Genomic DNA, 13,684 nt, shown 5'->3' with positions numbered 1-13,684 from the left:
ATTTTCTTAAGATAGCGTTGTGATCATAACTCGAGGGCTATGCTTTTAAACCCCAGCGGTTTAGGACAACCCCGGTAACTCCCCAAGGAGATACCGGGGTTGCCTGCGTTTGAGCCTGGAAGGAGGAATGCAAACAATTCAGTAAAGCAACCTGTACTATTGTAAGCGCTATAATTCAAAGTCCGTTGGTTGTTTATCAAAAACTACTACATTCACGAAGGGTGGATTACCATGTTTCAAATGGCCAAACGCGCATTCCTCAGCACCACACTGACCCTCGGCTTGCTTGCCGGCAGCGCACTGCCGTTCTTGCCAGCTTCCGCTGTATACGCCGATCCGGACACCGCTGTAACCAACAAGCAGAGCTTCAGTACAGATGTCATCTACCAAGTATTTACGGATCGCTTTTTGGACGGCAATCCCTCCAACAATCCTACGGGAGCCGCTTATGATGCCACATGCAGCAATTTGAAGCTGTACTGCGGCGGAGACTGGCAAGGGTTAATCAACAAAATCAACGATAACTATTTCAGTGATCTGGGTGTCACAGCGTTGTGGATCTCCCAGCCTGTCGAAAATATTTTTGCAACGATCAACTATAGCGGTGTAACCAACACAGCCTACCACGGTTACTGGGCTCGAGACTTCAAAAAGACCAATCCGTACTTCGGCACGATGGCGGATTTTCAGAATCTGATTACGACGGCTCATGCCAAAGGCATCAAGATTGTCATTGACTTTGCACCGAATCACACCTCTCCAGCGATGGAAACCGACACCTCTTTTGCCGAAAATGGCAGACTGTACGATAACGGTACACTGGTAGGCGGTTATACCAATGATACCAACGGGTACTTCCATCACAATGGCGGCTCCGACTTCTCTTCCCTGGAGAACGGCATCTACAAAAACCTGTATGACCTGGCCGACTTCAACCACAATAATGCGACCATCGACAAATACTTCAAAGATGCGATCAAACTGTGGCTTGATATGGGCGTTGACGGTATTCGGGTGGATGCGGTGAAACATATGCCTCTCGGTTGGCAAAAGAGCTGGATGTCCTCCATCTACGCACACAAACCCGTGTTCACTTTTGGAGAATGGTTCTTGGGATCAGCTGCATCCGATGCAGATAACACGGATTTTGCTAACAAGTCTGGTATGAGCCTGCTCGACTTCCGCTTTAACTCTGCGGTGCGTAATGTGTTCCGTGACAACACGTCCAACATGTACGCTCTGGATTCCATGATTAACAGTACAGCTACGGACTACAACCAAGTGAACGATCAGGTGACGTTTATCGACAACCATGATATGGATCGTTTCAAAACAAGCGCGGTCAACAATCGCCGTCTGGAACAGGCTTTGGCCTTCACATTGACTTCACGTGGTGTACCTGCCATCTACTATGGTACAGAACAGTACCTGACGGGGAATGGCGATCCGGATAACCGGGCCAAAATGCCCTCTTTCTCCAAATCCACTACAGCTTTTAACGTCATAAGTAAACTCGCGCCTCTGCGCAAATCCAATCCGGCCATTGCCTACGGTTCCACACAACAGCGCTGGATTAACAATGATGTATATGTTTATGAGCGCAAATTCGGCAAGAGTGTAGCCGTTGTCGCGGTAAACCGCAATCTTTCCACGTCTGCAAGCATTGCAGGATTGAGTACTTCCCTGCCTACAGGCTCATACACGGATGTACTTGGCGGGGTGCTGAACGGAAATAACATCACATCCACGAACGGCAGTATTAACAACTTCACCCTTGCTGCGGGCGCAACGGCAGTATGGCAATACACAACAGTCGAAACGACACCAACTATCGGTCATGTCGGTCCGGTTATGGGGAAACCCGGTAATGTGGTGACAATCGATGGCCGTGGATTCGGCTCGACGAAAGGCACGGTCTACTTCGGCACTACAGCGGTTACCGGGGCAGCGATTACGTCTTGGGAAGATACACAGATTAAAGTAACCATCCCTTCCGTTGCCGCTGGCAACTATGCAGTCAAAGTTGCGGCAAGCGGGGTAAACAGCAATGCATATAACAACTTCACCATCCTGACCGGCGATCAGGTCACCGTTCGCTTCGTCGTAAACAATGCGTCCACAACGCTTGGACAGAACCTCTATTTGACAGGAAATGTGGCTGAACTGGGTAATTGGAGCACCGGTTCGACTGCCATTGGACCCGCATTCAATCAGGTCATTCATCAATACCCAACCTGGTACTATGATGTCAGCGTACCGGCAGGCAAACAGCTGGAGTTCAAATTTTTCAAGAAAAACGGTTCGACGATTACATGGGAAAACGGTTCTAACCACACATTCACTACACCAGCGAGCGGAACAGCCACCGTTACGGTGAACTGGCAGTAAAGCTTCATATCATTTAATACACAAGCTAACCCGGAGTACGCGAATGCAGCAATGCAGCGTATGCTCCGGGTTTTTGCTATGCGATCGGATCGGTGACAGAGGAGGTTTCGTTAATATCTTATTAAAAGAACCGCCTGTCTTCATTTGTATGAATGTCTAAGTATAGGTTCGAATGGACTTCAAGGTTGTGATGGCAATGATTCCTGTTGCAAGCAACATCATCCCTATGCCTTCCAATACGGCGGCGGCACCCCAGTGATCCGCGAAGATCGAGACTACCGTCAGGCCCAGGATCGGCGCCGTACTCGTAATGGTGCCAACGACACCATAAACGCTACCCTGCATCTCATCTGGCACGGCGGTGCGAAGCATAATCTGGGTGAGCATCGTACAGCAAGCAAACATAGCTCCACCGCCTATGATGAGCGGCAGGGCCATGAGAGGCGAGGATACATTCGCCAGAAGCATATAAACAGGCCCTAACACGAGTAGGCCGATAAAGACCCAGCGCCCGCGATGTTTCAATCTTTTTCCAGAAGCAATCAATACCCCTGATCCAATCATGTATCCCAGAGGAATACAGGTCTCGATCAAACCAAATTGAACTGGATTCGCCTTCCATACGTTAACAGCCATCACCTGAATGAGCATCATGGCTGACATAAAAAAGAGAAGTATCAGCGGATTGAGTAATACAATGGAACGAATGAGTCGACTCCGATAGATGTAAGCAAACGAACTGCGCCACGCCTGTGCAAAAGATTTCGGGTCACCACTGGCACGCATCACCTGTGGAAAACGCCCTGCCAGCAGCACACAGATTGCAGACAATAGGAAAGTTGCCCCCGTAATTAGGATGGCGACAAAACCGCCAAACGCAGCTACAGCGACCCCGGCGGCCGCCAAACCACTTATACGAGCCAGATTGTCCACCAGATGAATGGTACCCGTTGCCTGCTGGATGTGCTCTTTACCCACGATGCTCGCAGCGGAAGCATGAAATGCCGGAGCCTGAAACAGACTGGAAAACATCGATAAAGAGAGCAATAACAGCAATACAGGAAAAGGTACATGCCAGCTGAACAGGCTAACTGCAACCAGCAAAGCGATCACACCGCGAAACACGTCAGAAGCCAACATCAGCTTCCTTCGATCCAGCCGATCGGCCACCGTACCCGCTACTGATCCAAATAGAAAACTGACCACCATATTGCAGATCTGCACAGCAGCCATGCTCTTTGCGCTGCCTGTTGTCTGAAGTACCCACAGGCTGATGGCAATACTATTAAAACAGTCACCAAAAACAGATATGCCATACCCGTACAGGATTCTGCGGAACGTCCTGTTACGCCATAGGGTGCGCGGAGCTTCACTGCTCTGCAGAATAGCTTGTCCCCCTGGATAGGCTGTAGCTGCAGCCTCAGGCTCACTGGAAGGGTTCATGCCCATACACCACGTTCCTCCTTTTTCTTCATTAGAAGCCCTAAACAAGCAAGCCTTAATCAGAGCCCTGAATTAGACAGCCTTTATTTAATTCCTTGTACCCTAAGCACAAGCAGACACTTCCGAAGCGTGGCCAGTCGACGAAGACATGACGTTGCGGAAAGTGCCTGATTGAATTGCCGCAAGTGCGGCTCAACTTGCCGTTACTGTGGCTGACTATGCTGTTGAAGGCAAGGTGTCATCTTACTCTTTGTATGCTATGAAGTGATGTTGATCCCTGGAGGTCGTTGAGAGACGTTAACCTTTGGACGCCCCTGTGGTCAGCCCCTGAACGAGGAAACGTTGCAGGAATACAAACAACAAAGTAATTGGAATAGCAATCAGTACAGCTCCTGCAGCAAACATCGTGAAGTTACTATCCTGATATCGATTCACGAGATCCCACATTCCTACAGCCAGAGTCCAATTTTCTTTGGTACGCAGCACGAGTCGGGCAAAAATAAAATCCATCCACGCCCCCGTGAAGCTGGTTAAGGCAACGTAAGTTAGCATCGGCTTGGATAATGGGAGGATGATGCTGGTGAACACACGCAGATGACTGGCACCATCGATACGAGCTGCTTCATCCAGACTGCGCGGGATGGTGTCAAAGAAACCTTTGACGATGAATCCGCCCAGCACTGCCCCTGAGGAATAAACCAGAATAAGCGCAGCATGCGTGTCGAGCAGTTTGATTTGCAGCAAAATAATATAGATGGCAATCATGCTCATGAAGCTTGGGAACATGCCCAGAATGAGCATGGTGGACAGAATCGTTTTACGCCCCCGAAAACGGAACCGGGATAACGCGTACATGCCCAGCGTCACCATTAATGTGGAGAAAATCATCGTGAAGAAGGCGATCTTCAGCGTATTCATATACCATCTGCCGTACATAAAGGACGGATTGTTAAACAGCTCTCCATAGTGAGAAAGAGTGAAACTTTCCGGCCATAATCGTTCACTGAACAATGCTGCACCGGGACGCAGGGACGACAGAAAAATCCACAAAACCGGATATATGGATACGACAGCAATAATCACTAAAAGCACGTAACTAAGCGTCAAACGAATCGGATTGTTGCGTTTCTTCATTGGATCATGTCCTCCTCCTTGAATGATTTGGAGCGGCGGAAATTCCAGATGGAGAAGGTAGCAATAATCAGGAAGATGATGATGCCTACCGCAGAAGCCATATTGAATTTATTATTGTCGAGTGTGAGTTTATAGAGCCAGGTCACCAGCAAATCCGTTGCCCCAGCATACTGATAGTCTCCGCGAAGCGGGTTACCGTTCGTTAACAGGAAAATGACGTTGAAGTTGTTGAAATTCCCGGCAAACTGCATAATCAGAACCGGTGTCGTGGCAAATAAAATGAAAGGCATCGTAATAATTTTGAACTTCTGGAACGCAGAAGCGCCGTCTACTTCGGCTGCCTCATACAGATCACGCGGAATAGCGGTGAGCACACCCAAAATGAGCACCATGCTGACCGGAATACCGATCCACATGTTGACGACAATGACGGTAACTTTGGCCCAGAACGGGTCCGTCAGCCAAGGCAATCCTTCCAGTCCGAATGCTCGCATATACGTATTGATCGGTCCAAACTGACCGTTGAACAGATTGCGCATCAGTAGTAGCGAGATAATCTGTGGAATAGCATAAGGCAAAATAAAAATGGTACGCCACAACTTTTTGAAGCGGATGCCTTTCTGTTCAATTAACAAAGCTACAAGCACTCCGCCGAAGTACGTCGTTACTGTCGCCAAGACTGCCCAGATGACTGTCCAGGTGAGCACGCCGTAGAACGTCTGGCTCCAGGATTTGAGCTGGATCAGATCCGTAAATGTTTTGAACCCTACCCAGTCCACCAGCTTGGCTGGTGGAATATGATCCGGTGCGGCATAGTTCGTAAACGCAATCGTAACGGTGAACAGAATCGGCATGATTGTAAAAAACAGAATACCGAGTGCCGGGATGGACAGGAACAGATACGGAAAATTTTTGTCCATCACATTACGCATCGTTGCCGCGGCTCCCAGCGTCGGTTTCCCCTGCTCTCTTGCGAGTCCGGTCATATACGCATCCCGGATGTTAAGAATGTAAACAAGCACAAACACAAAAAAGACCAGCAGCACAATAATTCCGTCAAGCAACAAAAAGATAGAATGGTCGCCCTTTTGAAGCACCGTTGAACCATTCACTTTCACAAAACGCTGTGTATTCTCCCCCAGTGTCCATATTCCCCATACCGCTTGGGACAGCCGAGGAAGCAGGTATGCAAGCCCTGCTCCCTCCAGCAGCAATAGAATAATGCCTTTAATCCACTGCCGATTGTATAACTGTCCAAGACCTTGCAGTATGATGGAGCATATGGCTGCTGTCATCCGGTGCTGCTTTTCCCGATTGGGCTGGGCAGACACCGGGACATGCTGTTGCCGCATATGCTCCCTCCTCTCCGTTTGGTATCATTCATCGTCCACCGTTCATTCGTGTCATCGCTGTTTCGTCATTATTGTGTGGTTGCCAGGCTCTCCTTAATCTGTTTCACAGCATTGTCAAGGGAGGCTTTCACATCCTTGCCGCTATCCCAAATATCTGTAATAGCTGACGATATAGGTCCCCATACACTGTCCATGGCTGGAAGGGAAGGCATCGGTGTTGAGTTGTTGAATTGCTCAAGGAAGGCTTTGTTGATCGGATCTTCCTGTACTTTGGCGTCTGCCGCCACATTTTTGTTCGCCGGAAGTGTACCGTTCATGTCAAAGTTCTCCATCTGGGCTTCTTCGTTCGAGAGGAATGCAGCCAGCAACTTGGAAGCATTAGGATACTGGGTAAACGCATTGACGTAATAGGCTTTGACACCCGAGAAGGAGGTCATCGGCTTGCCATCAATAGCAGGAAGTGGAGCAACTCCAAAATCAATTCCCGCGTTGCGATAGTCGGCAATGGTCCAAGGTCCGTTAATATCCATGGCCAGCTTACCGCTGGAGAACAGTCCCTTTTTGATATCGTAGTTCACATCGCCCATCTTGAGCGGCAGCACCTCAGCCTTCAGCTTTTGGAGGAATTCTCCCCCCTTCTGCGCTCCTTCGTTGTTCAAACCGAGGTCACTGCTATCCATCCCGTTGTCCCCAAAGATATATCCACCCTGAGACGCTAGGAAAGCATAGTTATAATAGAATTGCTGTAATTCCCACATCAGCGCATACTGATTGGATTTGGTATTGTTAAACGTTTTGGCAAAATCGATAATTTCATCAAAGTTTTTCGGTGCTTCGGGGTACAAGGCTTTGTTGTAAAAGAGGGCATACGTCTCGACGCTGTACGGATATCCGTATAAAATGTCTTTGAACGTCACCGCTTTCAGCGCATTCTCGCTGGTATTAGCTGTGGTCTCAGCTTCGAAGATATCATTAGGCAAAATAAGTCCTGCTTCCGAGGCGCTTCCAATCTTGTCATGCGGGAACACAACGACATCCGCAGCAAGCCCGGCAGGGCCATCCGTCGTTAACTTGGTTACCTGATCTGTTGGCGGTAATTCCTCCATTTTGACCGTGACGCCATATTTTTCTTCGAATTTTTTGACTCGTTGCTCAATAAAGCTACTCTGGTTTTTATCCTCCCAGATGACCAGTGTTGCGCCCTCTTCTGGCTGGAGATTCTCAGCAGTCAGCTGCACGGTATCCTCTGGATTATCACTTGGCGCTGCAGGAGTAGAACTTCCTCCTCCTCCGGTTGAACATGCAGCTAGTGTAAAAGCCATTCCGATGGACACAACTGCGCCTTGCCATTTTCTCATGTGAAATGTCCCCTTTCCCTCTGTGTAGTTCAAGAAAATTTTGCGCTTTTCACCCTTTAAACGCCGTAGATTGTCAGGATTTGTGTTCCATGTGAATTGTTGTACAAACGTTTGCTCAAAATGAAACACAATGTCACTGATGTATTCGATATGTAGGGGTAAATAAGTTAAAAGTATGTAAATTCAATGATGTAAGCGCTATAATATATACCACATCATACAATATCAAACTTTATTTGTACAAACGTTTGCACAAGCTGTATTCCTTCAAATTTAACCATATCCTGAATTTTGTTCACAGTAATTTCCTATTTCCTTGATCTAACTCTATCTTCCTTTATTTTGCTCCACTTGCATTCCGGGTTAACGAGTTAACAATTGATTTCTGGTACCCTTTGCATTACCATAGGAGAATGTTGAAATGATTGAATCAGAAGGGGTTTTTTACATGATTACGATCAAGGATATTGCCAAATTGGCGGGTGTTTCCCCTTCTACAGTGTCACGGGTGATTTCAGGCCATCCCAGAATCAGTACGGAAACATCTCTTAAAGTTAAACAAATTATGAAAGAACTTAATTATCATCCCAATATGATGGCTAAGAGCCTTGTATCCAAAACAACACAGACGCTTGGAATTATGCTGCCCCGTCCTGCGGAGGAGCTTTTTCAAAATTATTTCTTTGGAGAGTTGTTGCGCGGCATTATTACCCACGCGACTCGTAACAACTATGAGTTACTGCTGTCCACCGAGACGTCCTCCGATGATGAATTACAGGCCATTTCCCGTCTCGTGCATGGTCGCAGGGTCGACGGTATTCTGTTGCTCGGTTCCAAACGGGACGATCCCATCATCTCTTTTCTCGAAGAGGAAAAATTCCCGTTTGTTCTCATTGGCCGAAGTGAGACACATCCGAATGCCCCTATGGTCGACAACGATAATGTGCAGACCGCATATGATGCAACGCGGCATCTTATTGCACAGGGACACACACGCATCGGCTTTGTGAGCGGCCCGCCTGATATTACGTTATCGCATGATCGCATGCGTGGATATCGGAAGGCTCTTGAAGAATCCGGATTAACGGCAACGAACGACTGGATCGTGGAGGGTGAATTCTTACAGGAAAGCGGCTTCCGGGCAATGTCCCTTTTTATGTCGCTGCCCGACAGGCCTACCGCCATTGTAGTTATCGATGACAATGTCGCTTTCGGTGTGTTAAGAGCACTTGCGGAGCTGGGATATCGAGTGCCTGAGGATATCAGTGTAGTCAGTTTTAACAATATCGCGTTGTCCGAACTTGCTTCACCTCCGCTCAGTTCCATTGATATTGGCACATACCAGCTCGGGTATACCGCAGTTCAGGTTTTACTAAAAATTCTTGGCAACGAGCCTCTCGCTCAGAACCCGGTTATTATCCCGCACCGCCTGATTGTACGTGAGTCCTCCCTATATTTGAAGGCAAAGCCCTTCCTGAGTTAAGCGCTCTACCTCATCTTTTGGGAAGTGCAAACGTTTGTCCTTTTTAAAAACTTAGGCAAGATATGTGATGAGCTCAGATGCCAAAGAAGCCGCATTTCTGCGGCTTTTCCTTTGCTTTATTTCCCTGTCCTTGCTAGGCGTCAGTACCATTGCCCGTTCCTAAGCACAATTAATTTACCAACAAATTAATACGAACTCCAGCCTGCATCAGCCGTAATGACAGTACCATTTACAAAACTGGACTCGTCCGATCCAAGGAACAGAGCCACTTTGGCAATCTCTTCACTCGTTCCTACTCGTGGGTTGATCGCCATCCCCTGCTGCTGTCGTCCCGCACCGAACGGGTTAATACCTGTCATGGATGCCCCGATGTTAGTCGCAACCGCTCCGGGTGCAATGGCATTACAACGAATACCTTGCTCGGCATACATGTATCCTGTATTTTTGGTAAAGCCCACCACAGCGTGTTTGGAAGCCGTATATGCCGCTCCTGCCCGTCCACCGTGCAAGCCCCCTGCTGAAGCAATATTCACAATAACCCCTTGCTGTTTCTCCAGGAAAATTGGCAGTACTTTGCGTGTAGTTCGCATCACACTTGTTGTGTTCACGGCAAAAACCTTCTCCCACCGTTCATCGCTAATATCCGCAGCTGGCTCCATCCCATCCATAATCCCCGCATTGTTGACAAGAATGTCTACTGTACCGTATTTACTCACCGTTTGATCAATAAGTTGCTGTACATCTTCCTCTTTCGCTACATTAGCCAGAAGAACGAAGGCTTCTCCACCGTTTGCCTGAATCTCTTGAACGACAGCCTGAGCAGCTTCTTCGTTGATATCGGAAACAACGACCTTGGCTCCTTCTTGTGCATACAATGAGGCAATGGCTTTGCCCATTCCTGATCCTGCCCCTGTGACAATAGCCACTTTATTTTGAAGTTTCATTTGTTTATGCCTCCTTTAAAATGTATTCGTTTACATAAAGATAACAAACAAATGTTCATTATCTCTTATTCTTAGTATAATAAGTCATAGCTTTTCGATACAATCAGTAAAAATCGTTCCAAATGTACGTTAAACAACAGGCTTTCACCTGTTTGTACGTTATCTTTTAATAAATATCACTCGGGAGGAATTCCAATGCCTGAAACATCAGACGCGATGGATCGACGAATCCGCAAATCCAAAGCCGCCCTGAAGGAGGCACTGCTTCATTTGATGCAGAAGCGAAATTTCAAGGAAATCTCCATTTCGGATATCGTGCAGCAAGCTGATCTGAATCGGGGAACCTTTTACAGACATTATCAATACAAGGAAGATCTGTTCAACGAAATCCTGCATGATGTGACTCAGGATCTGGTGACTTCATTTCGCAAGCCTTATGAGGGAATGAAGGAATTTCAGGTGGGTCTTATGCCCTCTTCCGCTATTACCATCTTCGAACATGTGCATCAGCACGCCCAATTTTACACCCTCGTTGTGCAATCCGAAGCTTCTTCCAGCTTTCAGCGTATGATCTGTGATGTGCTGCGGAATCTGTCTTTACAGGATCTGAATCATATTTTCCCGCCCCATATTAATCCCGAACTGCTCGCAAGTTATCAGTCTCATGCCATATTCGGCATGATCATGGAGTGGATCAGACAGGATTTCAAGCACAGTCCCACCTACATGGCGGAAGAGTTATTCAAAATCATTCATTATACGCCCGCACAACGATTAAAAACTGAATAATTTCTCAAAATATGGGTATAATAATATAGTTATTATTCAATTATTTACACATTGTCTAGTGAATTCAAATTTGAAGCAGGAGGAATGATGATGAAATCTTTCAAGTATCGTCTTGAGCAAAAAGAACCTCGGACCGGTCCCGGCGGCATTACTCGCGGAGCCTCGGTTCATGACTTCCCCGCATCCATCGGTATTGCGGGAGTATCCATGCGCCTGGAACCAGGCGGCATGCGTGAACTGCACTGGCATGCCAATGCGGCCGAGTGGGCATATGTGATCAGCGGTTCCTGTCGTACCACCGTTATCCATCCGGACGGACACGCGTATACCGATACCTTTGAACCCGGAGATGTATGGTATTTCCCACGCGGATACGGTCATTCCATCCAGGGACTCGGGCCGGACGAATGCCACTTCATTTTGATTTTTGACAATGGGGATTTTTCGGAGGATCACACATTCAGCATTACCGACTTTCTGACTCAGACACCGGATCATATCGTGGCACAGAACCTTGGTATCTCCCTCGAACAAGCAGCCAAGCTCAATCAGGGCGAAGCCTATTTTGCCAAAGGTCCGGTACCGGATGACAGTTCATCCTCTGCGACTTATCGCCGTAACTCGGAACTGACCACGCCGCATCGTTATCCCTTGCATGCCAAACAGCCACGCCGCGCGCCAGGTGGCGGTACGCAGCGTACGGTAACCGTCGAAGATTTCCCCATCTCCACCACGATGGCGGGTTCTCTGATCGAGCTTCAACCAGGCGCTCTGCGGGAACTGCATTGGCATCCCAATGCGGATGAGTGGCAGTATTACATTAGCGGCAGTGCCGAAATGACGGTATTTCTCGCCGAAGGTCAGGCTGTCACTGAACAATTCGAAGCTGGAGATGTCGGGTACGCTCCGATGGGTGCGGGGCATTATATCAAAAACACGGGTGATGACGTCTGCCGTGTACTGATTGGATTCAACAGCGGACACTATGAAGCCATTGATCTTAGTGAATGGATCGCAGGCAACCCGGTAGACGTGCTCTCTACGAATCTCGGCATGTCCCGTGATGAGGCAGAACAGCTTCCTAACGATACGCTGTTTATTGCACCCGATCAGAACAAGGGAAAATAACCAAGAAGGCTATACGTGAGTGTCGCAAGGTTCATTCCCGGAGATTAGCTCAGTTAAGGGAATGGCAACATAAACTTAACCTAGATTAAGTGAACCCTATTGTTATCTGAAACTGGAGGACAGATGCCTATGCATTCCGTACGTGACTCGTCTTCCCCGAACGTTAACAACGAGAGTATCGGACACACGGTAGAACGTTTAGAGCCGGGATTTTCCCGGCTTTTGTTATCTTCCGTTCTTGTACTGCTTGCCGGTTTCATCGATTCCATTGGATATTTGGGGCTGGGTAAAGTGTATTTATCCTTCATGAGCGGCAACAGCACCAAGCTGGGCATCGCTCTATTTGAAGCAGATTATGCGTTATGGGCAACGACAGGGACTGTCGTTCTTTTATTTATTGCAGGTGCATTTGTTGGCACTTTGATTACAGAGTCATGGGGGAAATGGCATCTGACCCTTATTTTGGGCGTGGAGTGTGTATTGTTTCTCTTCGCAATCCTGTTGTCGCTCCTGTTCCACACGAATTATATTATATTCCCGCTCACCATGGCGATGGGCATGCAAAATACGATGCACCAGATGGTTGCACATGCAGATGTAGGCAAAGGCTTTGTATCGGGTACGCTTTTTGGAATCGGTCAGGCTCTGGCCAAAGCTGTACGTGGCAAAGCTCCTGTATCGGAATGGGCCGTGCTGGCACTATCCTGGTTTATTTTTGTCATTGGCGCGGCGCTGGGCGCCTGGATGCTCGTTAATAGCGGTCTGCTCCTATCCCTCATTGCAGCTCTGTTGTTTCTTGTCCTCGTTATCCCCTATGTCGTTTATATGCAACGTCTGAAAAACGGTTGACCCTGAATAAAAGGGCCAACCGTTTTGTACTTTAGTTCTAGGAGATCGCCCTCGGCTTATGTATACTATAGAGGAGTGCAGAAATAGGATAAAAGGAGGTGACATTTCACATGAAAAAATCAAGTATTATCTCATTAATGACCAGTTTCATTTTGCTTGGCGTGGTGCTTCTCTTTCCTGCTCCTCAAGCCAATGCTGCCAAAGGAGAATTCTCTACATATTGGGATTTTAACGATATACCGGACGAATATTGGGATGATGAAGATCAAACAGACGAGTCAGACGCAGACGAAGAGTCTGAAGAAGAACAGGCATTAATTCAAGCACGAGCGGAGTTAAAAACCTATTTCGATCAGCTTTCAACTCTACTGTCTTATGAAAAGAAAGCAGTGGACTCCTTGCACAGTATTGCTTCTGAAGGGAATACAGCGAGTCGAAAATCGATATATCTAAAACTTGCGAATACGGTAGTTCCAAATTTTACGAAACTGGTCTCCAAGGCCAAACTTATCACGTCCTCCAATCCGGAAATCAAAAGATTACATACACATTTGGTGAGAGGACATTACCTCCAGCTTGAAGGATACATATTGTACAAGCAAGCCTTCTCCAGAAACAAAGTAAATCTCAAGACACTCCAACAAGGGAATGCAAAAGTTGATGCAGGTCGTGCTTTAGTCGAGCAATCTACAGAGTCACTGTACAATTATGCTGTGGAAATTGGATACGAGTCCTCATCGCAATAGCGCAAATAAATAAGCGACCATCTTCTGTTTAATTAACAGGATATGGTCGCTTTTATTAAGAGCATGTATT

Annotated in this window: 11 protein-coding genes; 6 read left to right on the top strand and 5 right to left on the bottom strand. The window is 47.5% G+C overall.

What is annotated here, in order from left to right:
- The first annotated feature begins 231 nt into the window (after window positions 1-231).
- Entirely contained in the window at window positions 232-2,388 is a 2,157-nt protein-coding gene (locus BLQ13_RS06960) for an alpha-amylase family glycosyl hydrolase (RefSeq protein WP_090917495.1), read from the top strand.
- Between the two features lie 156 nt (window positions 2,389-2,544).
- Here the strand turns inward: BLQ13_RS06960 and BLQ13_RS06955 are convergent, their stop codons facing one another.
- The 4 genes from BLQ13_RS06955 to BLQ13_RS06940 all read right to left on the bottom strand — a co-directional run bounded on the left by BLQ13_RS06955 (window position 2,545) and on the right by BLQ13_RS06940 (window position 7,675).
- Window positions 2,545-3,837, bottom strand: a complete 1,293-nt coding sequence (locus BLQ13_RS06955) for an MFS transporter (protein WP_090917492.1) — start codon at window positions 3,835-3,837, stop codon at window positions 2,545-2,547.
- Between the two features lie 291 nt (window positions 3,838-4,128).
- A complete protein-coding gene (locus BLQ13_RS06950; protein WP_090917490.1) occupies window positions 4,129-4,965 on the bottom strand; it encodes a sugar ABC transporter permease in 837 nt (278 codons plus the stop codon).
- Complete coding sequence (locus BLQ13_RS06945; RefSeq protein ID WP_090917488.1) at window positions 4,962-6,317, bottom strand: carbohydrate ABC transporter permease; 1,356 nt, start codon at window positions 6,315-6,317, stop codon at window positions 4,962-4,964. Before BLQ13_RS06945 ends, BLQ13_RS06950 begins: the two co-directional genes overlap by 4 nt.
- A gap of 68 nt (window positions 6,318-6,385) precedes the next feature.
- Window positions 6,386-7,675, bottom strand: a complete 1,290-nt coding sequence (locus tag BLQ13_RS06940; protein WP_090917486.1) for a sugar ABC transporter substrate-binding protein — start codon at window positions 7,673-7,675, stop codon at window positions 6,386-6,388.
- A 448-nt stretch (window positions 7,676-8,123) separates the two neighbouring features.
- Between BLQ13_RS06940 and BLQ13_RS06935 the strand changes: the two genes are divergently transcribed.
- Window positions 8,124-9,158, top strand: a complete 1,035-nt coding sequence (locus BLQ13_RS06935; RefSeq protein WP_090917892.1) for a LacI family DNA-binding transcriptional regulator — start codon at window positions 8,124-8,126, stop codon at window positions 9,156-9,158.
- Between the two features lie 185 nt (window positions 9,159-9,343).
- On the opposite strand, the gene BLQ13_RS06930 is transcribed toward BLQ13_RS06935, so the two are convergent.
- Entirely contained in the window at window positions 9,344-10,102 is a 759-nt protein-coding gene (locus BLQ13_RS06930) for an SDR family oxidoreductase (RefSeq protein ID WP_090917482.1), read from the bottom strand.
- 195 nt (window positions 10,103-10,297) lie between these two features.
- Between BLQ13_RS06930 and BLQ13_RS06925 the strand changes: the two genes are divergently transcribed.
- From BLQ13_RS06925 to BLQ13_RS06910, 4 genes are all read left to right on the top strand, one after another.
- Window positions 10,298-10,891, top strand: coding sequence for a TetR/AcrR family transcriptional regulator (locus tag BLQ13_RS06925; protein ID WP_090917480.1), 594 nt, complete (start codon window positions 10,298-10,300; stop codon window positions 10,889-10,891).
- A gap of 90 nt (window positions 10,892-10,981) precedes the next feature.
- Complete coding sequence (locus BLQ13_RS06920; RefSeq protein WP_090917478.1) at window positions 10,982-12,019, top strand: cupin domain-containing protein; 1,038 nt, start codon at window positions 10,982-10,984, stop codon at window positions 12,017-12,019.
- 129 nt (window positions 12,020-12,148) lie between these two features.
- Window positions 12,149-12,868: a YoaK family protein gene (locus BLQ13_RS06915; RefSeq protein WP_167375661.1), complete on the top strand. Its 720-nt coding sequence runs from the start codon at window positions 12,149-12,151 to the stop codon at window positions 12,866-12,868.
- Between the two features lie 110 nt (window positions 12,869-12,978).
- Entirely contained in the window at window positions 12,979-13,614 is a 636-nt protein-coding gene (locus tag BLQ13_RS06910; RefSeq protein WP_090917473.1) for a hypothetical protein, read from the top strand.
- Window positions 13,615-13,684: the final 70 nt, after the last annotated feature.

It is taken from the genome of Paenibacillus polysaccharolyticus, from assembly GCF_900102085.1.
GTDB classification, from domain to species: Bacteria; Bacillota; Bacilli; order Paenibacillales; family Paenibacillaceae; genus Paenibacillus; species Paenibacillus polysaccharolyticus.
Note: the sequence above shows the minus strand (reverse complement) of the source record. Positions and strands in the feature narration are given on the sequence as shown.

Coding starts and splice junctions, on each gene's coding strand:
- BLQ13_RS06960 (WP_090917495.1), top strand. CDS start 232: ATGTTTCAAATGGCCAAACGCGCATTCCTCAGCACCACACTGACCCTC.
- BLQ13_RS06955 (WP_090917492.1), bottom strand. CDS start 3,837: ATGGGCATGAACCCTTCCAGTGAGCCTGAGGCTGCAGCTACAGCCTAT.
- BLQ13_RS06950 (WP_090917490.1), bottom strand. CDS start 4,965: ATGAAGAAACGCAACAATCCGATTCGTTTGACGCTTAGTTACGTGCTT.
- BLQ13_RS06945 (WP_090917488.1), bottom strand. CDS start 6,317: ATGCGGCAACAGCATGTCCCGGTGTCTGCCCAGCCCAATCGGGAAAAG.
- BLQ13_RS06940 (WP_090917486.1), bottom strand. CDS start 7,675: ATGAGAAAATGGCAAGGCGCAGTTGTGTCCATCGGAATGGCTTTTACA.
- BLQ13_RS06935 (WP_090917892.1), top strand. CDS start 8,124: ATGATTACGATCAAGGATATTGCCAAATTGGCGGGTGTTTCCCCTTCT.
- BLQ13_RS06930 (WP_090917482.1), bottom strand. CDS start 10,102: ATGAAACTTCAAAATAAAGTGGCTATTGTCACAGGGGCAGGATCAGGA.
- BLQ13_RS06925 (WP_090917480.1), top strand. CDS start 10,298: ATGCCTGAAACATCAGACGCGATGGATCGACGAATCCGCAAATCCAAA.
- BLQ13_RS06920 (WP_090917478.1), top strand. CDS start 10,982: ATGAAATCTTTCAAGTATCGTCTTGAGCAAAAAGAACCTCGGACCGGT.
- BLQ13_RS06915 (WP_167375661.1), top strand. CDS start 12,149: ATGCATTCCGTACGTGACTCGTCTTCCCCGAACGTTAACAACGAGAGT.
- BLQ13_RS06910 (WP_090917473.1), top strand. CDS start 12,979: ATGAAAAAATCAAGTATTATCTCATTAATGACCAGTTTCATTTTGCTT.